The sequence below is a fragment of the Bacteroidota bacterium genome, from assembly GCA_016722565.1.
Lineage (GTDB): Bacteria > Bacteroidota > Bacteroidia > 2-12-FULL-35-15 > 2-12-FULL-35-15 > 2-12-FULL-35-15.
The window spans coordinates 1,229,792-1,251,130 of record JADKIU010000001.1; the positions used below are offsets into that span (position 1 = coordinate 1,229,792).

Consider the following 21,339-nt stretch of genomic DNA (forward strand, 5'->3'; position numbering starts at 1 on the left):
TATAATACACTTTTCATTTCGTAGCGTCATTGCGAGAGAAACGAAGCAATCTCATCCTAATGGTCTCTAATTATAGCATAGAACAAATCTTCAAACTCCTTTCAGAAATACCTGATCCTGAAATTCCTGTTATCAATATTATTGAACTTGGTATTTTACGTGAAGTAAAGTTTGTAGATGAGGTGTGTGTAATTGTTATTACTCCAACCTACACCGGCTGCCCAGCCATGAAAGTGATTGAGGATGATATTCGAATAAAACTCAAAGAAATTGGAATCGAAAAGGTGAACGTGGAGTTGGTCTATTCTCCTGCCTGGACGACCGATTGGATTTCGGATGAAGCAAAAGAAAAATTAAGAGCATATGGCATTGCTCCTCCCGATCATTCTTCGGTCGATAAAAAAGTATTACTCGGGAAAGCCCGCGATTTAAAATGTCCCCTCTGCGGATCCATTCATACTGAAATGATTTCTCAATTTGGCTCTACAGCCTGTAAGGCTTTGTATCGTTGCCTCGACTGTAAAGAACCTTTCGATTATTTTAAATGTTTATAGTTTAATGTTTCGATAAATTGTCGTATATTTACGATAAGAATCTAAAATTATACTACGAATGTCTGTTTTGGATAAACATACTACTACTCAACTACTGAATCATTTTACTGAAGGTGTTGTATTGCTGAATACAAAACATCAAATCATTTTTTGTTCAGATTTTTTTATTTCACTCATCGGTTATTCTAACGAACAGTTGACAAATAAATCGGTGGATGATTTATTTTTCGATAAGAAAAAGGAAATGGTCGCACTTTTTGAGGCAGCCAATTATTCCGAATCAATCGTTTTTTATACGCCATTGCAAAAGAAAGACGGCTCTCAGTTTGTTGCACGTGTTCGGTTAATTAAAAATACGAACACAGACGAAGAAGGTCGTTTCATACTTTACATAAAAGATAATTCTCCCTATCAACGGATTCGTAAGGACCTGTTGAAAAAACACTTACAGTTGAACATCTTTCTAAATCGAGAAAAATTAGAGATGGAAAATTGGATGATGCGATTTATGAAATTCTCGAAATGGCATCTCGTTCAGTAAATACGCAGCGTGTAAATGCTTGGTTGTTTACTCCAACCTATTCCGAAATTCATTGTATTGGTAATTTTGATGCGCTTCAAAATAAGCTGGTTGCCCAAGGTGATCTGCCCCGTATTGCAATGCCGAACTATTTTAAATTGTTCGAATCGGAAAAAATAATTATTTCCTCTGATGCCTATGTTGATTCTAAAACACATGAGTTGCTGGATATTTATTTGAAGCCACATAACATCCGCTCATTAATGGATATCCCTATTCGTATTGAAGGAGAAATGATTGGTGTATTGTGTTTTGAACACACCAATTCTCCACGTGAATGGAATTTGCAAGAACAGAAATTCGGATTGGTTATCGCACAAATTATTTCCCTAGCCTTAGAAACAAGTGAAAAGCAAAAGGCCCGAAACGACTTGGAAGTTGCCTTAAACGAACAAAAGGTATTGTTGCAAGAAGTGCATCATCGCGTTAAAAACAACTTAACAATTATCTCCAGTTTGTTGAATTTGCAAGCCAACAAAGCAAAAGATGAGTACCATAAAAAATTGTTTTATGAATCTCGTGATCGTTTAAATTCGATTGCAACGGTACATCAATTGTTGTATCAATCCAAATCGTATTCGAGTGTTAATTTTAAACACTATTTAGAAGAGATTTTATCCAATTTGCATAGCTCTTTTGATAGTGATCATAAAGAAATAGTTATGAAAAAAGGAATTAATGATGTTGAATTGGATGTGTCAACCGCTATTCCTTTAGCACTTATTGTGAACGAATTGGTGACCAACTCTTATAAACATGCTTTTAACAATCAACAGGAAGGAACAATCGAAGTTTCGTTGATTGAAAACAACAAAAAAGTATTTTTAAGAATCAAAGATTCTGGTCCAGGTTATGATTTCGACAATGCCGCAGCATCCTCTGTTGGTTTGGATATTATCCATGGATTAATCGATCAGATAAATGCAACATTAACGTACGAAAATCAATCTGGTTCCACCTACGATATCCGTTTCACCAAATCCTGATAATTCCCCTTTTTTTATTGGCTAATTGCAGTTATATTTGGTCTGTTAAACAACCAAATTATGACAACATTTATAAAATCAGAAACCGATGGTGGCGTTTTGAAAATTACGCTGAATCGTCCCGATAAATTCAACAGTTTTAATCGTGCGATGGCATTAGAACTTCAAGCAGCCTTGGACAAAGCAGCATCCGATAAATCGATTCGTGCTGTTTTGTTAACCGGAGAAGGAAAAGCATTTTGTGCAGGACAAGATCTTTCGGAAGCAATGGATACAAGCGGTCCGGGAATTGAACGCATTGTTCGAGAACATTACAATCCCATTATCCTAAAAATAAGAAACCTTGAAAAACCTGTTGTTTGTGCTGTAAATGGTGTGGCTGCAGGAGCGGGAGCAAACATTGCCTTGGCTTGTGATGTGGTAATTGCTGCTGCATCAGTCGCGTTTATACAAGCGTTTAGTAAAATCGGATTGATCCCGGATAGCGGTGGAACATTCTTTCTACCTCGTTTAATTGGTTTTGGAAAAGCATCGGCATTGATGATGCTGGGTGATAAAGTGTCTGCAGCAGATGCAGAAAAAATGGGAATGGTCTATAAAATGGTAGATGATGCCAATCTGCAAACGGAATCAAATGTGATTGCAAAAACATTGGCGGAAATGCCGACAAAAGGAATCGGATACACAAAATTGTTGCTGAATAAATCCATGTCGAATAATTTAGTAGATCAATTAACGTACGAAGGTGATATGCAAGTGCACGCTGCATCAACCTATGATTATACCGAAGGGGTGAATGCATTTTTAGAAAAAAGAAAACCAACTTTCAAAGGTGAATAAGTTGGTTGGTTGTTGGTTGTTAGTTGTTGGAAAGTAAAATGAAGTTATGAGTTACAAAGTATATAATGATTTGGATGTTTGGAAAGAAACTAGAAAATTGGTAAAACACGTTTATGATTTAACAAAAATGTTTCCCAAAGAAGAGATGTATGGATTGTCTAATCAAATGCGAAGATGCGCAGTGTCTATTCCTTCTAATATAGCAGAAGGTTGTGGACGAAATCATGCAAAAGATTCAATTCAATTTTTTTATATTAGTAGAGGTTCCTTGTTTGAATTGGAAACTCAATTATATCTTGCATTTGACCAAAATTATATTGATGAAGAAACACTTGAGTTGTCAATTGAATACACTACAACCTGCAAAAAATTATTGAATGGATTTATAAATTATTACCTAAAGCTAAACTAGTATATGGCAAACAACCAACAACTAACAACTAATAACATTATTGGAATAATAGGATCTGGTGCTATGGGCGCAGGAATTGCGCAAGTTGCAGCAACTGCTGGTCATAATGTAATTGTATATGACAACAATCAAGCAACACTTGATAAGGCTAAAGCAAATCTCGATTCAACTTTGAAAAAATTAGTTGAAAAGCAAAAACTTACTGATGAAAAAGCAAAATCTATTCTTGCAAACACGCACTTTGCTAATGATTTAAATCAATTCAAAAATTGTGGATTAATCATCGAAGCAATTATCGAGAATATTGACGTCAAACAAAAACTATTTTCTGATTTAGAAGCAATTGTTTCTGCAGATTGCATTTTAGCAACCAATACCTCTTCTTTGTCTATTGCTTCCATTGCATCGGCTTGTAAAAAAGCTGAACGTGTGATTGGAATACATTTCTTTAACCCAGCTCCGTTAATGCCATTGGTGGAAATTATCCCGGGTATTCTTACCGATAATACCGTAACAGAAAATTCAAAAAAAATAATTGATAGTTGGGGGAAAGTAACCGTTCTTACAAAGGATACACCGGGCTTTATTGTAAATAGAGTGGCGCGTTCATTTTATGGTGAATCTATCCGTATTTACGAAGAAGGAATGGCTGATTTTGCAACCATCGATTGGGCTTTGAAAACATACGGTGGATTTAAAATGGGTCCGTTTGAATTAATGGATTTTATTGGTAATGATATTAATTATAAAGTAACTGAAAGTGTATGGACGCAGTTTTTCTTCGAACCGCGCTTTAAGCCATCCTTGACTCAAAAGCGTTTGTATGAAGCAAAATTGTTTGGAAGAAAATCGGGGAGAGGATATTATAATTATGCTGAAGGTGTTGCAATGCCTCAGCCAAAACAAGACGAAGAATTAGGGAAATACATTTTCAATCGTGTAATCACCATGTTAATCAACGAAGCCATTGACTCCTTGTATTTACAATTGGCAACCAAAGAAGATTTGGATTTAGCCATGACCAAAGGAGTGAATTACCCTAAAGGATTGTTGAAATGGGCAGATGAAATCGGCTTGAAGAATGTCTATACTTCTTTGGATGTATTATATGAATTATACAACGAAGACCGCTACCGTCCATCTATTCTTTTAAAGATGATGGTGCGTGACGAAAAGAAGTTCTATTAGAATTGTCATTTCGTCCCAATAGCTATCGGGAGAAGCGAAGAAATTTTATTCGATTAATTTATTTTTCTTACATTTGCTACATGCAAAAAATGAACAATATGTATTATTACTATTATCTGAGCACTCAGTTCGGAATGGTAATATATTGTTCATAGACTAGATACTTCTACATACAACTATATAAGCCCGTTTCGAAAGAAGCGGGCTTTTTTTGTTGCCCAATTTTTCAACCTTTAATTTTTCAATCTTTTAACTAAAAACGATGAGACCAACAAAACAGATTTATGACAATTACACAAAACACGATTTCCTGGTATGGGAAACGTTGTTTAACCGACAAATGAACATTCTAAAGCCAATTGTTTCTTCCGAATATTTAGAAGCATTGGCTGTAGTAAAATTTTCATCCGACAAAATTCCCAATTTCGAAGAAATAGGAACGTTGCTCAAACCTATAACTGGTTGGAGCATTCAAGTCGTTCCGAACATTAGTCCGCAAAAAGAATTTTTTGAATTTCTTTCTCATAAAAAATTTACGTCCACTTGCTGGTTAAGAGCAATGGAGCAATTGGATTATTTAGAAGAACCGGATATGTTTCATGATGTATTTGCACACGTTCCTCTTCTGAGCAATCACAATTATGTGAATTTTTTCAAAGGAATAAGTGATATTGCGTTGAAGCATATTGATAATCCGAAAGCAATTGAATTACTGGGGAGAATTTACTGGTTCACCATCGAATTTGGTTTGATAAAAGAGAAAGATGAACTTAAGATTTACGGAGCGGGAATTATCTCATCGATGGGAGAAACAAAACATTGTTTAAGCGAGAAGGCTATTCGTTTGGATTTTGACGTGGCAACCATTTTTAATACCGATTTTAGAACAGATATCATTCAGGAGAGGTATTTTGTAATCAAATCCTTTGAACAGCTCTATAATTCGCTATCTGAGATAGAAAATCTGCTTCAAAAAGCCCTCGAAAAAGAGGCTGTAATTCTCTAATATTTTGATAACTTTGTTGTATGGAAAGTAATTCTCTACCGGAAAAAGCTGTCAGTAAAATGTTCGATGCTGATTGGTTTAGTCAGTGGCTTGGAATAGAACGATTAGAAGTAAAGCAAGGTAGATGTGTTTTGCGCATGACTATTCGAAAAGAAATGTTAAATGGGTTTGCCATCGCGCATGGCGGAATTACTTATTCGTTAGCAGATAGTGCGTTGGCATTTGCATCGAATTCTCATGGTAGAATGAGTGTTTCTGTTGAAACAAGTATTTCGCATACAGAATCCCTAAAAGAAGGAGATGTTATCATTGCAACCGCTGAGGAAATGAGTCTATCCAATAAAGTAGCTGTTTATCATGTTACTATTACCAATCAAAATAATAAAGTTGTAGCACTCTTTAAAGGAACGGTGTATCGCACCAGCAAAGAGTGGGATGTTAAATAGAAATATTTGAAAATAAAATATTCACGATTACCATAAAAAAGAATTTAAGAATGAGTAAATCAGCATTTATTATTGATGGAGTTCGTACTCCAATAGGAAACTTCGGAGGAACATTATCAACGGTGCGTACCGATGATTTGGCTGCGATTGTTTTAAAAGAATTAATCAAGCGTAATCCAAGTATTGATCCTAAACAAATCAGCGATGTATTGTTGGGTTGTGCAAATCAATCGGGTGAGGACAATCGCAATGTGGCACGTATGGCTTTGCTATTGGCAGGTTTGCCGTATCAGGTTCCCGGTGAAACCGTAAACCGTTTATGCGCTTCCGGATTATCTGCATCCATGGCAGCTGCTAGAAGCATTATGATTGGTGAAGCAGATTTGATGATTGCCGGTGGTGTAGAGAATATGACACGCGGACCATGGGTGATGTCGAAAGCATCTTCAGCATTCGGTCGTGATCAGCAGATGTTTGATTCTTCTTTTGGATGGAGATTCATCAATCCAAAGATGAAAGAACTTTACGGAGTGGATGCAATGGGTGAAACAGCAGAGAATTTAGCAGATAGAGATAAAATTTCGAGAGAAGATCAAGATAAATTCGCTTTATGGTCGCAACAAAAAGCGGCTACTGCTCAAGCGAAAGGAAGATTTGCAAAAGAGATTGTTGCCGTTTCCATTCCTCAAAAGAAAGGTGATCCTAAACTATTTGATAAAGATGAATTCATGCGTGCAGATACCACCATGGAAGGGTTGTCAAAATTAAAAGGCGCATTTAAAAAAGAAGGTGGAACCGTTACAGCAGGAAATGCATCCGGATTAAATGACGGAGCAGCTGCCATTTTATTGGCTTCAGAAGATGCCATCAAAAAATACAACCTTGTCCCGAAAGCAAGAATTGTTTCCAGTGGTGTTGCAGGTGTGGAGCCTAGAATTATGGGAATCGGTCCGGTTGAAGCAACCAACATGGCTTTGAAACGTGCTGGATTAACCATGAAAGATATTGATTTGATTGAATTGAACGAAGCGTTTGCTGCGCAATCATTAGCATGTACGCGCGCATTAGGAATTGCTGATAACGATTCAAGAATAAATCCAAACGGAGGAGCAATTGCTTTGGGCCATCCATTAGGAATGAGCGGAGCAAGAATTTTAAACTCTGCTGCAATCGAATTGCAAGAACAAAACAAACGTTATGCGTTGGTGACAATGTGTATTGGTGTTGGACAAGGGTATGCGGTAATTATTGAGAGAATTTAGGATTTTTTTATTTAGGATTGAGGATTTGTTATGACGAAGGAGGAGCTAAAGAAAAGAACTAAAATGTTTGCTGTTAGAACTTTTAAATTTATGAATACTTTGCCAAAAAGTAAATCAACGGATGTAGTTACCTATCAGATTATGAAATCTGCATCTTCTGTTGCGGCAAATTATAGAGCAGTGTGCAGAGGCAAGTCTACTGCTGATTTTTTAAATAAGTTGAAAGTAGTTGATGAGGAAGCTGATGAAACGTTATTCTGGTTGGAGTTCATAAAAGATTTAGAAATTCAATGTGATAATAATGAACTAGAATATTTAATGAAAGAAGCGGATGAATTAACGGCAATATTTTCAGCTGGTATTAGAACAATTAAATCAAAAAATCCTTAATCAAAAATCCTTAATCTTTAATGATCTACGAATTCAACGGATATAAGCCAGTTATTCACGAAAGTGCATTCATTCATCCGAATGCAACTGTTACAGGAAATGTAATCATTGGAAAAAATGTGTATGTTGGTCCTGGTGCTGCGATTCGTGGCGATTGGGGACAAATTATCATTGAAGATGGTTGCAATGTTCAGGAAAATTGCACAATCCATATGTTTCCTGGTACGACTGTATTATTAAAAGAGGCAGCACATATTGGTCATGGTGCAATTATTCACGGTGGAACAATTGGGAAAAATGTTTTGGTTGGAATGAATGCTGTTGTGATGGATGATGTGGTGATAGGAGATAATTGTATTGTCGGTGCTTTATGTTTTGTTCCAGCAAATACAATTATTCCGGAAAGAAAAGTTGTTGTTGGAAATCCTGCAAAGATTGTGAAAGACGTGAGTGATGAAATGATGGAATGGAAAACACAAGGAACAAAATTGTATCAGCAGTTGCCAGACGATTGCAGAGCATCGTTAAAAGAATGTCAGCCATTAAGAGAAGTTGAAAAGGACAGACCGAAGCAACAGGATATTTATAAAACCTGGAAAGAAACGAAAGGGAAATAGCATGAAAAAAATCTCATTTCTTTTGACATCATTTTTTATTTTGATAGCATTTATAACAAATGCTCAAGAGAAAACAATTGATAAAAAATACGAGATGAAAACGTATTACCTCGTTTTTTTGAAAAAAGGGGAGAACAGAACCCAGGATTCAACAACAGTTAGTAAATTACAAGAGCAGCACATGGCGCATTTAACAAAGATGGCTGATTCGGGCAAAATGGATATCTGTGGGCCGTTGCTAGATGATGGTGATTTACGTGGAATCTGTATTTATAATGTTGCTACAAAAGAAGAAGCAGAAAAATTAGCAAACTAAGATCCAATGGTGAAAGCCGGAAGATTGAAAGTAGAAGTACATCCATTTTATTCCGCAAAAGGAGTAAGTTTAAAATAAAACTATGAATCTATACTTGCATTTTATATTAGTAAACTCTGAATTCAATAAAGGATTGGCGGATGATTTATACAATGGCGAAGAGTCGGAAGATAATATCAAACATTTATGGGAAGATGAGTTTCAAGTTTCAGAACCTGTTAAAGAGTTTAAAATTTCTAATAACGCTATTTATACGTTAGCAGGGTTTTTCCCTGATGAGAAACCTTTTAGTTTTGAAGTGTGGGATATGACTATTGTTGACTGTGTAACTGAAAGTGGCACGAAGATGCAATTTGCCGTTTCTAAAAAACTCTTAAAGAAAACAGAGAAAGTGGTGGATGAAGGAACAAGAGATACTCATTTGTATTTCTATTTAAGAGATGCAATTCCAATGGAAAATCCAATGAATGGGGTGTATATAGTGAAAACAGACTTTCCTAAAGAACTTAAAATAAAGACAAACTAATGGATAAATTAGCTTTTTTAAAAACAGAATTTCCGAAATTAGTAAGAACCTTAAGTCCTGAAGCAAAAGGGGAGTGGGGCGTGTTAAACGGACAGCAAATGGTAGAACACATGGCAGAGTCAATTAGTTATGCTACTGGAAAAAACACACAGGCATTGCATTCTCCGGTTGAACATGTGGATAAATACAAATCCTTCGCGATGAGTGATAAAGAATTTAAACCCAATACACCCAATTCCTTAATGTCTGCTGTTCCTGCACCAGTAATTCAATTTAATATGGAAGAAGCGGTTCAAGAAATGGAAAGACAGATTGCTGCTTTTATCAATTACTTTGAAACGAATAAAGGTGCAACGATTACCAATCCCTTTTTTGGAGATTTAAACTTTGATGAGTGGGTACATTTGCTTCACAAGCATGCGGTGCATCATTCGAAGCAATTCAGACTTCTATAATTACCATTTATAGCAAACCGCGTAATTGGGTCTTACTTTTTTTATTTTGGAGTGCTTTAGTTTTGCTCGGTTGAGTTTTTTATAAAAACTGGCTGCAGTTTTTTTCTTTTTAGCCTTCGATCCTGAGCTACCTGAACCGATTGATAGTTCTCGACTTTTAAAATTGAAGTCATTTTTAACCGGATTTGATTCCTTCTCATTATTACTAACCTGGCTAAAGTTATTTAGATTTAATACTTGCTGCTGGTCGTTGTTTTCTAACTTGTTCGAGTTAGTTATATTCATAGCAAACTGTTGTTCATTTGCATTGTTGTCGTTCTGAATTCGTTGATATTCGTCATCGGCCAGTTTTTGCAGTTTGTGGCAAGGACAATTTGGATTTCTGGGATCGTTGATGTCGTATTGTTGATTCTGGATATTCTGTGCAAATGTGGGATTGCTTAATAGAAAAAATAAAATGAATAAACGCAGAGCCCCGAAAAATTTCGGTAATAAAAATTTTGGAGCGCTACCTTCTCTACTCATCTTTACTATCTCTCTAAACTCTCTGCGATTATTCATTTGTCTTTTGTATTAAACGATTGATACTTTATTTTATTGTTTTTTTAACAAAATTTTGCATCCTCGTCCTGAGACTTTTCAGGACGAGAAATCTGCAAAACATTTAAATCGTTGCTTTTTTAATTGTTACTTTATCCATTCCACTCCAGGTTTTGAATTCATTGGTGTAATATAAGTATGCGGATGAAGCAGGTGCATCGTATTCTCCCGGCATTTCTGCTTTTAAGTCGAGGTTGATTGTTTTAACCGATTTTGCATCCATACCGCGATAGTATACTGCAATGTTATTTCCAACAATTTCGTAATAATCAAACACTTTTTTCTCTTGCAATTCTTTTAACTGCCAAGGTTGAACGGTGAAACCTGCTGGAATTCCAATGATAGCCATGGTGCTTGGAACTTCCTCGTTCTTTTTGTTTGTGATGGTTGCGGTCATACGAACTGTTTCTCCAACATTTGCAGTTTTAGTAGCCAGTTTTGTTTTTAAGTCAATTGCACAAACAGCATCATTAACCGGTAAAGTGGTGTTCCATGTTGCAGAAACTGAATACGGTAGTGGCGTTTTTACACCTACGTATTTTACTTTTACATCGTGTTTCCCTTCACCTTTCACAAACTCTTCCATTCCTTCAATCACAATTGTACCTTTGTCGCCCGCTTTGTATGATTTCTCTGCCACTTTTTTGCCATCCACATATACCTCAACTGTTCCATCTTCATTGGCTTTTTTACTGGATTTAGCATATTCCGTTAATGCTTTCAACGCCAAGATTGTACCTTGTGTACTGCTAAATACTCCTGAACCACTGCGAGCTCCTACCAAATATTTAACTGCATTTTGCATCGCGTTTGCATTCTTTCCTGGTGTTTTTAGGATAGCAAGAATACTTAGGGATGTTGTTTCTATCGTTAAGGATTGTCCTTGTGAATAGGTGATGGAATGTGTTGTTCCTGTCCAGCTACCATCTTTTGCTTGTTTTGCAATCAATGCATCCATTGCTTCATTTCCTTTTGCTGTCTCATTTAATTTGTAAGATGCATTGGCCATCATCGCAAGCATATATGGATCTTTTGTTTCCATTGCTTTTTTGTAAGACGTTTCATATTCTTTTTTGATGTCTGTATAATCTGCTTCTGCTAACGCATAAACAGTATACGCATTCAAGATATCATTGCTGATTCTTCCAAAATCGTGGTATGCATGACCTTCTCTTTGGAATCCGCCTTTTCCATCTTTATGACTCATTAACCATTCAGCGGTGCGACTCAACATTTTTTGGTCAACATCCGCACCTGCTTTTTTCATGTCGACAAATTCCATGATTCCATAAGCTGTTAATCCTTCATGTGCGGGAGAAGCACCAAACCACTCATACCCTTTATCTTTCGCTTCGAATGTTGTTAAGCGTTTGTATCCTCTGTCCAATAAGTCAGTAGCACGAGCAATTGTTTTTGAATCTTTGCTATCGGTTGATTTTAAATAATCCAATACCATTGCATTTGGGTATGCTGTACACGATGTTTGCTCGAAACAACCGTATGGCTCTGATAAAATTCCTTCCACACCTTTCATTAAATCATTAACAACATTTGGATAAGCAGTGAAGCTCATTTTGAAGGAACCATTCACAACCTTATTGGTTTCAAATGAAAAGTTCTTTTCCATATCCTGTCCTGAAAAGGATGCTGTTACAGGAAATCCTTTCGGAGCGATTTTTATTTTTTGTGTGAAGGCGTCTCCTAAACCACAAGCACGGAATGAAATGGTGAATTCTCCATAACCGATTTTATCCAATACTTTATAATCCAGATAAATTGTTTTTGCTTTTCCTGGCATAATGATTTGTGCCGTTGGAACATCTACAATGGCTTTTAATCCATCAGGAGAGGTAATGGTTAATGCTCCACCCAAAGGTTTGTCTGTATTGTTTTTTAAAGTTAATGGAATGGAAACAATGTCTTCCGTTGCAACTTCAACCGGTATTTTTGTGGTCATTGCGAAAGGCAATTGTGTAAAGAAGTTCTTTTCTGTTCTTCCTACAGTTCCATCAGAAGCAATACCTTCAACCGTGGTGCGGAAAGAGGTAATGTCGTCAGATGCATAAAACTCAATCGTTTTTGTCCCTGATTTATCAATTTCTACATTTGGATTCCAGTAGATGGTATTTCTGAAATCAGTTCTTGTTTCTACAGTTTCGTTCTTGTCGTATACTGGCGCAGCAAACTGGCGCGCACGGTAGTACGTTTGGATGTTTTGTTGTTGTTGATCTTCTTGTTCTGAGTCGAGTGCTGCGAATCTTGCCGAACGAGCATCAATAGATTTTGAAGCAACCATTATATCTGCTAGTTGGTTTTTGTCTCGTTTATTTTCTGCCATTGGTTTATTAGCATCGTCTTTGGGACCAACTTGAGCTGCAAACGATTCAACACTTTTACTTTTTTTATTGTTTTTCTCTTTTACTTTTGGTGCGTTCATTTCAACCTGTTCTAGGTTGCGGACACCGCGAAACTTTACGCTCTCTCCTGATCCTCCCATTCGTGCTTCTGCCGGCATCGCTACCATTTCATCAATATCCACTCTGGAAGAGGTAGATGTTGGGACTGTTTTATACATTTGGTTGTAGTAGTTGTTGTTGTATAAATACGCTACTATACCTTGATTATAGTTTTGAATATATTGGGATTGTGGGGAATATCCGGATGCGGAATAAGTTAATGTAACCGGTGAGGATAAGTCTACTTTGTTAAAAATAAATTTTCCATTTTCATCTGTTTCATATTCACTTCCGTTGTTGATTTTTATTTTTGCATTGGTCAACACTTTCCCTGTTGATGCATCGATAACAGTTCCGGAAATAATGGCTCTTTCTCCCAAGTATGCTACAGCAGGAATGTTATCGTTCATTAATTTCTCCCATGTGAATCTTCTCCATCCTGCAGTCAATAAAAGATAATCCAATGCTTTGTCTGCTTTTGGTTCTTTTTCGTTGAAATAGAATGCAGGTTCTTCTACCTTTTCTTTAATATCTTGTTGCAATAAAAGTTGAGATAAAATGTTTCCTGATTTGTCGTCCGCAAATGAAATTAATTGATCGTTTACAACAGACATGGAAAGGTTTGCAGGCATAGGGATGCCACGTTCATCTTTTACTGTAACCGTCATTTTTACTTTTTCTCTTGGAAGGTATTTTTCCTTATCTGTTTCCACAGCAATTGTTAGTTGTTTGTCTTTATTTACAAACGCTAAACGTTCAGCACGCGGAACATCTTTTGAATCGAATAAGGTGATTTGTGAAACACCAATTGGAAAATTACTTGTAGGGAAAACAATTTTATTGCTTCCTTTTTTTGTAACAATTTCTGTTGAATAATATATTTTTCCTCTCACTTGTGCAATAAGCGACAAGGTTTCGGTTTCGCTGGTGTTGACGTTTACTGTTAATTCTCCCGGTTTAGAATTGTCAACATTCATTACATAACCGCGTTCCATTGGTTTTGGTAATGCAAATGTTTCGGAGATGCCTTCCGGTTTTGTTATTTTTACAGAATATTTTTCATTCGGCTGTGGAGTAAATTTGAATGATCCCATACCCATGTGAAAACTAGTAAGTGACGCAACCTCTGTCCCTTTTTCGTTGATGACGATTCCTTCAATGTCTGCAGCTTTATCAAATTCATTTAAGGCGCGGAAAGCGACATTGCTTTCTAATCCGGTAACTAAATCACCACCTTCAGGAAATGCCGTAAATTTTATTTTATTTAATAGGATAGGAATAGAGCGGGAGATGCTTTCTGTTAAGCCATTGTAATCGATCATGACATTTAAAAGCCCGTCATTTGTTTTTAATTCTTTTGGAAGGTCGAATTTGATGTAACGCATTCCATTTTCATCTGTTTCATCTGCTTTTGCTACAATTTGTTGTCCGTTTAAGTTGGCAACAAATTTAATTTTGTAATTGCTAAGTGGTTTATTTTCGTTGGTATTTAACTCAAGTTTTGCAATTACTTCATCACCTGCTCCAAATGCTTTTTTCTCGAAATCCAATTTCATTTTTAAATTGGGAAGAACAACATCTTGAACTTGTACTTCTTTTTCGAAAACGTTGTCATTTCCTTCATTTTTCATCCAATTGGTATAGGCTCTAACTTTATAAATTCCGCCAAGAGCTTCTGCATCTAATACAAAATCACCTGCAGCAACGCCATTTTTTGCAATGATGTTGATGCTTTTTTCAATGGTGCCTTTGGGATTTAAAAATTCAACATGCACAATGTCACTTTTATTTGAAGCTTTCATTGTCTGTCCATCACGAACAAAAGTGGCAAACCAGATATTATCTCCCGGTTCATAAAAAGGCTTATCGAACTGAACATATAACCGATCTTCCGGTAGTTTTTGTTGATAAGCGCTTAGTTTTGTTTTTATGGAACGGATAAATTCATTATCCATTGCTAATTGGTAATAATTGCTTGGTGTGATCCAGGCTACCATTGCCAACATGGCTAGACTAATTCCAGCGATTGGCACAATTCTGTTGATTTTTATATTTCTCATGGCTATAGATTTTAATTTCTTTTCGCCAATAAGATGCAGGAGGTTTTAAGATTCCATAAATGGAATGAAAAATTTAGGATTTATATATTAAGGAATGTGGAATTGTAAGGATCTATAAAGGGTTTAAAGGGTAAGTCAATGAATTTCATTCCTAAATCCCAAATCCTTTAATCCTAAATTTTAGTCTTCTAATATAGATATATAGAGGTCTTCCACCTTTTTACGTGCCCACGGAGTGGTTCGGAGGAATTTTAAGCTGGATTTGATGCTGGGGTCTTTTTTAAAGCAGTTGATGTCGATATGGTAGGCTAAGTTTTCCCAACCATAATAGTTAACCAAATGATTAAGAATCATTTCAAGGGTTTTGCCATGCAACGGGTCTTTTTGCTTCTGAGATTCCATGAAACCACTTAATTTCTTCTAAAGGTTCTGATTTTGGCGTCTTTTCCTTTGAGTTTTTCTTTTCTTCCTGGGCCGCCAAGGTTTACTTTCTTATTTTTTTCCTTCTTTTCGTGGAAAGCAGGTCCGGGAACATGTTTGTCTTTTCCTTTTTTCTGCTTGATTTTGTCAATCATTTTTGGTGTTTCATCATCCGTAAGCATTTTTGAAATCACCACATCTTCCGGAATCGATTCGTATGGAATCGCTTTGTTCATTACTCTTTCAATCTCTACTTGGTATTCTTGTTCGGCTTCATTGATAAAAGTGATGGCCGTTCCTGCTTTGTTTGCACGTCCTGTTCTACCAATTCTGTGAATATAATCTTCAGGAGTTTCCGGAGTATCAAAATTGATAACGTGTGTTACATCGGAGATGTCTAATCCACGTGCAAGAATGTCGGTTGCAATTAATACGCGTTTTGTGCCTTCATGGAATTGTCGCAATGAATTGATACGCGCTGTTTGAGCTAAATTGGAATGGATGACCGCAACATCATCTGTGAATTTGTTTTTCAGTTGTTCAAAGAGATTGTCTGCTAATTTTTTTGTTGAAACAAACACAAGTACTTTACTAAGTTCTGAATCTGTTCTTAATAAATAATCAAGTAAATTAACTTTGGTATTGAAATTTGGAACATGGTAACAAAGCTGAATAATTTGTTCTAAAGGAGTTCCGTGAGGAGCCACTTCGATTTTTTCAGGTTCATAGAAATATTTAGAAATCACTTGTTCAATTTCTTCGTTCATAGTTGCAGAAAACATCAAGTTTTGACGTTTTGCTGGCAATGTCTCCAGGAAGCTTAATAAAGGTTGACGGAAGCCTAAGCTCAACATCTGATCTACTTCATCAATAACAAGTTGTTTGATATCTTTTAAACGAAGGATACCCGTTAACGCCAAATCAACTAATCGGCCGGGTGTAGCAACGATAATATCAGAGCCATTATAGACCAATTGTTTTTGAGTATTGATATTCGTTCCACCATATACTGCCAAAAAACGAATGCTTTTATACGTACATAGTTTTTCTATTTCTTTTACGATTTGTAGCACCAATTCGCGTGTTGGAACAATGATTAATACGCGAGGATGCTTTTGGTCAGAGTATTTTAACTGACGTAAAATCGGTAGGAGGTAAGCAAATGTTTTACCTGTTCCGGTTTGAGCAATCCCGACAATGTCTTTCCCGGACATAATCAGTGAAAATGCTTTTTCCTGAATGGGCGTAGGTTGTACATAGCCTAAGTCATTCAGGGCATTTATTAATGGTTTGTCGAGATTAAGTTGGTCGAAGCTCACGGTTATATTATTTTCCGCGAAGGTACTCAATTTATGGGGATTTTTAAGCGATTTTATTTATCCAGCCACTTTTTGAAATCGTTGACACGTTCTCTACTTACAATAGAGTCGTCTTCCGACAAAGAAGGAAAACTGAGTTTAAGTCTGCTGTTAAAATACGTACTGATTTTTTGGATACTATTGATGTGAATAATCACCTTTCGGTTAATTCTAAAGAACGTGTCTGAGTCGATTAATGATTCTAAATTATCGAGTGTATAATCAATAACATATTTTTTGCCGGAAGTAGTGATGAGTAAAACCATTCCATCTTCCGAAACGAAACAGGAGATTTCATCCGTTTTAACCGATGAAATCACATCTCCCATTTTTACCATAAACCTGTTTTTGTGTTGTTTTGCTTCGGTATGATAACTCTCACCTACTTGTTGGATTGTGTTTGATTGTATAGGTTGATTTAATTTTTTAAATTTTTCCAAGGCTCTTTTTAAATCATCAATGCCAATTGGCTTTAATAAATAATCGACACTGTTCAGTGTAAATGCTTTTATAGCATATTCATCATAGGCTGTTGTGAAAATAACAGGCGTGTCAATAGAAATTTTTGAAAAAATATCAAAACTGATTCCGTCTGCTAAATGAACATCAACAAAAAGCAAGTCGGCAGGGACTCCATTTTTTAATGCATCTACGCTTTTTTTTACGGTATCAAAGGTGTCAACAACGGTGATGGAGGCATCAATTTTTTTCAAAAGATGCATTAAATGCTCAGCGGAGAGCTTTTCGTCTTCTATGATGATGGCCTTCATTGCGCGTTTAGCAGTGGTAGTTTCACGATAAATGATTGATTATCTTGAATGATTTCTATTGATCGATCTGTATAAAAGTGATATCTGTCCTTGATGTTTTGAAGTCCGGATTTTGAGCTCACTTCCGGATTGGTTCGAAGCTGCAAGTTGTTGATGACAACAATTTTGTTTTCTACTGTTTGAATAGAAATTGTCAATGGCAAGGCTTCAGAAATTTCATTGTGTTTAATCGCATTTTCGATCAACATCTGAATTGCCATTGGTGGAATGAGTAGGGAGCGTTTTTGCTCTTCGATGGTTAGATGGAAGATGATGTTTTTATCAAATCGGATTTGAAGCAAATAAATATACGATTTGATAAATGCCAACTCATTTTCCAACGAAACCAACTCATTATTACGATTGTCTAACAAGTATCGGTAGACTTTTGATAATTGATTGATAAAGTCAACGGCCTTGTCCTGGTCTTTGTAAACCAACGAAGATAGCACACTCATGTTGTTAAACAAAAAATGTGGGTTGATTTGATTTTTTAAATTTTGTAATTGTGCTTCTACACTTTCTGTTTTATATTTTTCAGCTTCAATCATGGATTGTTTCCATTGGTTAAAGAACTGGGTACTTATTTCTATCGACAAAATGATAACGGATACCAACGTTCCAATAACAATGGTGGTGACCATAAATGTTTTATCGGTCTCGGCTGCATCGGCATGGCAGATGTAGATGTTGAAGAAATACATTGGGATGTATATGGCCGCAGAACTAAAAATGACACTGGTAGGAAAGTGTACAAGAATCCTTTTGCCTGGTTTTTCAACCCAAGGAAATTTTTGATTCATCCAATTGTCGATACGTAAATTTCCCTCCCATGCCATGATGGTAATAAAGATGGAAATTAAAAAATCGAAAAATTTACTGTGATTTTCATCCGGGAAAGGAATAATCAAATGCAGGAGCATCGAAATTCCTATTCCCGCAATGATCATGTAAATAAATCTACTTTTCTTTGTACGCATGGTATAAATTTAACAATTAATCTCTTCTTATTTTAATTTATAGCCATCGTTTTCAATTTGAGTTAGCCATTTTTTTCGAAATGCTTCTGTAGAATTTCTCATGGGTGTGATGGCTGTTGTTTTTACAACCTTTATTCCACAGAATTCCAGGATGTTGTTTTTTAATTGTTTGATCCCTGCATTTCCGTAAATCAATTTGTAGTACCAGTTGGGTGTATCCATGGTGCTAATGATGTGGGCAGTTTTTCCGGTTAAGAGTTTATCCCAAAACACTGAATTTTCTCTATATTGAAATGCCATTCCGGGCAAGAATACTCTGTCGAAAAAACCTTTTAATCCTGCAGGAATTCCTCCCCACCAAATAGGGGTGATGATTACGATGTGGTCTGCCCATTCAATTTTTTGCCATGCAGCGAATAAGTCTAGTTCTAATTCGGTGCGTTTTTGATAACCATGTTTTAAAATCGGATTGAAATTGATTTCTGACAATTCAATTGTTTTTAATTCCTTGGTTGTTTTTTCCGATCCTTTTTTATAGGCCATCGCAAGTGCACTGCAATAGCTTTCAGGATTGGGATGTCCGTTTAGTATTAATATTTTTTTCATCTTTAAAATTGTACTTTATAAGTGAAATTCGGGAAGAACCCAATTTGATAAGCTGTATTTATTTTATTGGTTTGCGGGTTGTAACGTTCTGCAAACACATTTTTGTTGTTTGTGATATTTTGAATATCAAAAAACAAAGACTGAGATACATTTCTTTTTTTGCTGTTCATGGTGTAGCCCATTTTTACATCTAACCGGAAGAAGTTGGAGTAACGTGCAGAGAACGCAAGCGAATCATTGGATAATACTTCTTGCTGAGCCGCTTGTGAGGCAACTAAATCAACAGGCGTATAGTATCTTCCTCCAGCTTGTGTCATTTTAATATCGAAGCTAATGGCGTTGCGTTTTTCTTTTCCTACTTTAAATTCTTTACCGATTAATACATTGTATACAAATTTTCCGTTAAAAGCTGTGTTTCGTTCAATGTTATCACTTCCTTTATATTTTGATTCATATAATGTACCGGTAATTAAACCATAATATCCTCTGCTGAAAAATTTCTCAATTGTTAATTCTGTTCCGTAGTTTGTGCCTGTTCCTTTGTTTTTTAAGGAGCCTTGTTCGTTTGGATTGAAGCTTGCTCCAGCATTCAGCATCGAGAAACTACTTGGTGTATTGGTAACGGGAATGTTGGATAACATTTGGTAATACACTTCAAGTTTTACTCTCCAATCTTTAGCAGGTAAAACATCATAACCTAAAACAAAATGTTGACTCTTTGTAAATTCTAAATCTTTGTTCGATTGGTCATACGTTCCATCTGCTTTTAATTCTCTGTAAAAATAAACATCGGTGGGTTGCATTTGACTGTGCATTCCATAACCTACGCTGATTGCATTTTTATTGTTCACTTGATATTTTAATCCGGCACGTGGTTCAACAGAGGTTGCGTTGTTAAGCGTTAACATTTGTGCATGAACACCTGCATTTAAGGTAAGTTTGTCGGTGAAATTGTATTTTGCATGCGCATATCCTTGCACCAATGTTGTGTAATCATTGTAATCCCAGATTTGATTCCAGCTGCCATTCGATTCTTTATTTCTGTAAAACAAATTCAAGTTCATGATTTCTGCCATTGCACCAATCTTGATAAATAATTTTGAATTTATTTTTGAATTGAAGGAGGTGTTTGCGGAATAATGAATACGTGTGGTTTTATTTTCAAGTGTGCGTGATGGTGTTTCATCGGAGATAGAAATGGTATCCAAATTAAAATTAGAGGCTGCATAAGTCGATCCGATAACGGTACTCATGTATGATTTTGCTCCTAAGCGAATAAAATGTTTTAATCCGACTACGCCAATGTCACTTGTAAAATAACTGTCAGTTGTTGGGTCAGCAAAAAGATCGGTGCTATCAATTTTATTATGCAGGAATTCGATTTTACTCACACCACCTAATCCAAAGAGGGTAAATTTTCCAAGTTTTGTATTTCCACTATTAATTTTAAATGATAAATCTTGATAGAATGGTGTTGCCGTTGTTCCAACAGGAATTCCTAATGCTTGTGCGAAGCCGGTGAACGAATAGCGGTAAGCAAACAAATACGATGAACCTTTCGATTTGTTGATTGGTCCTTCGGTCATTGCTTCAAGTCCGGTTAACGCACCAAATTGAATGGTATGTTCGCGTTTGTCGGCATTCCCTGATCTGAATCCTAAGTCGAAAACACCTGCATTTGCATTTCCATATTCGGATGGGAAAGCAGAGGTAAAGAAATCAGAGTTTTTTAAAACGTTTGTATTGATGGCACTTACGGGACCACCTGTGGTTCCCACAGTTGAAAAGTGATTTGGATTGGGTACATTTAATCCTTCAATTCTCCATAATACTCCGGTTGGTGAGTTGCCTCGAATAACGATGTCGTTGCGGGAGTCATCCGGACTACTTACTCCGGCAAAGTTGGCTGCTAAACGTGAAGGGTCGGAACGTCCACCTGCATAACGATTTACTTCTTCCATAGAAAAGGAGCGTGCGCTGATGGTCGACATTTCATTGTTGGTTTCATTCTTTTTGGTTCCTGAAATCACAATTTCCTTCAAGGAGTTTACATTTTCTTCTAAGGCTACATCCAAGCTTACTTCTTTGCCGGCAGTAACAACAACATTGGGGATGACAATTTCTTTGTAACCTAAATAAGTTACTTTCAAGTCGTATCTACCCGGTTTTACTTCCGTTATTTTAAAATGTCCGTCCATGTCGGTGCTCACACCCTTGAGCGGATCAGAATTCATGATAACAATGTTAACGCCCGGGATTGTTGCTTGGGATTGTTTATCAATTACAACACCTTTGATGGTTTGTGTTGGCGTTTGTGCTGCACTATTACCGATGGAAAGGAAAAGGCAGATCAGAAGTGAGAATAGGACTGTTTTTTTCATTTTTGATGTTTTTTATGCAATAGTAAAGGAGACTGAGCACCTGCAAAAGTATAAAATGGGTGAGTTGTTGATTTTGGAGGTTGAGTTGTAT

Annotated in this window: 21 protein-coding genes and 1 pseudogene; 14 read left to right on the forward strand and 8 right to left on the reverse strand. The window is 36.3% G+C overall.

Going from position 1 to position 21,339, the window contains the following annotated elements:
* The first annotated feature begins 59 nt into the window (after window positions 1–59).
* The 14 genes and pseudogenes from paaJ (at window position 60) to IPP64_05145 (ending at window position 9,578) form a co-directional block, all read left to right on the forward strand.
* On the forward strand, window positions 60–554 hold the full coding sequence (gene paaJ / locus IPP64_05080; protein MBL0328792.1) for a phenylacetate-CoA oxygenase subunit PaaJ: 495 nt from the start codon (window positions 60–62) through the stop codon (window positions 552–554).
* Window positions 555–612: 58 nt separating this feature from the next.
* Entirely contained in the window at window positions 613–1,095 is a 483-nt protein-coding gene (locus IPP64_05085; protein ID MBL0328793.1) for a PAS domain-containing protein, read from the forward strand.
* A complete protein-coding gene (locus tag IPP64_05090; GenBank protein ID MBL0328794.1) occupies window positions 1,077–2,120 on the forward strand; it encodes an ATP-binding protein in 1,044 nt (347 codons plus the stop codon). Before IPP64_05085 ends, IPP64_05090 begins: the two co-directional genes overlap by 19 nt.
* Before the next feature lie 60 nt (window positions 2,121–2,180).
* On the forward strand, window positions 2,181–2,960 hold the full coding sequence (locus IPP64_05095; GenBank protein MBL0328795.1) for a 2-(1,2-epoxy-1,2-dihydrophenyl)acetyl-CoA isomerase: 780 nt from the start codon (window positions 2,181–2,183) through the stop codon (window positions 2,958–2,960).
* A gap of 46 nt (window positions 2,961–3,006) precedes the next feature.
* A complete protein-coding gene (locus tag IPP64_05100; protein ID MBL0328796.1) occupies window positions 3,007–3,372 on the forward strand; it encodes a four helix bundle protein in 366 nt (121 codons plus the stop codon).
* Window positions 3,373–3,375: 3 nt separating this feature from the next.
* Window positions 3,376–4,560, forward strand: a complete 1,185-nt coding sequence (locus IPP64_05105; protein MBL0328797.1) for an NAD(P)-binding domain-containing protein — start codon at window positions 3,376–3,378, stop codon at window positions 4,558–4,560.
* A gap of 262 nt (window positions 4,561–4,822) precedes the next feature.
* Entirely contained in the window at window positions 4,823–5,566 is a 744-nt protein-coding gene (locus tag IPP64_05110; GenBank protein MBL0328798.1) for a phenylalanine 4-monooxygenase, read from the forward strand.
* A 20-nt stretch (window positions 5,567–5,586) separates the two neighbouring features.
* Window positions 5,587–6,012, forward strand: coding sequence for a hotdog fold thioesterase (locus IPP64_05115; protein MBL0328799.1), 426 nt, complete (start codon window positions 5,587–5,589; stop codon window positions 6,010–6,012).
* Between the two features lie 50 nt (window positions 6,013–6,062).
* On the forward strand, window positions 6,063–7,274 hold the full coding sequence (gene pcaF / locus IPP64_05120; protein MBL0328800.1) for a 3-oxoadipyl-CoA thiolase: 1,212 nt from the start codon (window positions 6,063–6,065) through the stop codon (window positions 7,272–7,274).
* Between the two features lie 63 nt (window positions 7,275–7,337).
* Window positions 7,338–7,664 carry a four helix bundle protein gene (locus IPP64_05125; protein MBL0328801.1) on the forward strand — a complete coding sequence of 109 codons (327 nt, stop codon included), beginning with the start codon at window positions 7,338–7,340 and terminating at the stop codon, window positions 7,662–7,664.
* Window positions 7,665–7,684: 20 nt separating this feature from the next.
* Window positions 7,685–8,281 carry a transferase hexapeptide repeat family protein gene (locus tag IPP64_05130; protein MBL0328802.1) on the forward strand — a complete coding sequence of 199 codons (597 nt, stop codon included), beginning with the start codon at window positions 7,685–7,687 and terminating at the stop codon, window positions 8,279–8,281.
* A gap of 1 nt (window position 8,282) precedes the next feature.
* Window positions 8,283–8,675, forward strand: a pseudogene (locus IPP64_05135) (hypothetical protein).
* Window positions 8,676–8,679: 4 nt separating this feature from the next.
* Complete coding sequence (locus IPP64_05140; protein MBL0328803.1) at window positions 8,680–9,123, forward strand: hypothetical protein; 444 nt, start codon at window positions 8,680–8,682, stop codon at window positions 9,121–9,123.
* Window positions 9,123–9,578 (forward strand): hypothetical protein, encoded by a 456-nt coding sequence (locus IPP64_05145; GenBank protein ID MBL0328804.1) that lies wholly within the window; start codon window positions 9,123–9,125, stop codon window positions 9,576–9,578. Before IPP64_05140 ends, IPP64_05145 begins: the two co-directional genes overlap by 1 nt.
* On the opposite strand, the gene IPP64_05150 is transcribed toward IPP64_05145, so the two are convergent.
* The 8 genes from IPP64_05150 to IPP64_05185 form a co-directional block, all read right to left on the reverse strand.
* Window positions 9,579–10,139: a hypothetical protein gene (locus IPP64_05150; protein ID MBL0328805.1), complete on the reverse strand. Its 561-nt coding sequence runs from the start codon at window positions 10,137–10,139 to the stop codon at window positions 9,579–9,581.
* 103 nt (window positions 10,140–10,242) lie between these two features.
* Entirely contained in the window at window positions 10,243–14,694 is a 4,452-nt protein-coding gene (locus IPP64_05155; GenBank protein ID MBL0328806.1) for a hypothetical protein, read from the reverse strand.
* Window positions 14,695–14,874: 180 nt separating this feature from the next.
* Window positions 14,875–15,096 carry a DUF2132 domain-containing protein gene (locus IPP64_05160; GenBank protein ID MBL0328807.1) on the reverse strand — a complete coding sequence of 74 codons (222 nt, stop codon included), beginning with the start codon at window positions 15,094–15,096 and terminating at the stop codon, window positions 14,875–14,877.
* Window positions 15,097–15,104: 8 nt separating this feature from the next.
* Window positions 15,105–16,433 (reverse strand): DEAD/DEAH box helicase, encoded by a 1,329-nt coding sequence (locus tag IPP64_05165; GenBank protein MBL0328808.1) that lies wholly within the window; start codon window positions 16,431–16,433, stop codon window positions 15,105–15,107.
* A 53-nt stretch (window positions 16,434–16,486) separates the two neighbouring features.
* On the reverse strand, window positions 16,487–17,242 hold the full coding sequence (locus IPP64_05170) for a response regulator transcription factor (GenBank protein MBL0328809.1): 756 nt from the start codon (window positions 17,240–17,242) through the stop codon (window positions 16,487–16,489).
* Window positions 17,239–18,261: a sensor histidine kinase gene (locus IPP64_05175; GenBank protein ID MBL0328810.1), complete on the reverse strand. Its 1,023-nt coding sequence runs from the start codon at window positions 18,259–18,261 to the stop codon at window positions 17,239–17,241. The genes IPP64_05170 and IPP64_05175 overlap by 4 nt, the downstream gene beginning before the upstream one ends.
* 27 nt (window positions 18,262–18,288) lie before the next feature.
* A complete protein-coding gene (locus IPP64_05180; GenBank protein MBL0328811.1) occupies window positions 18,289–18,867 on the reverse strand; it encodes an NAD(P)H-dependent oxidoreductase in 579 nt (192 codons plus the stop codon).
* A gap of 2 nt (window positions 18,868–18,869) precedes the next feature.
* A complete protein-coding gene (locus tag IPP64_05185; GenBank protein MBL0328812.1) occupies window positions 18,870–21,248 on the reverse strand; it encodes a TonB-dependent receptor in 2,379 nt (792 codons plus the stop codon).
* Window positions 21,249–21,339 lie beyond the last annotated feature (91 nt).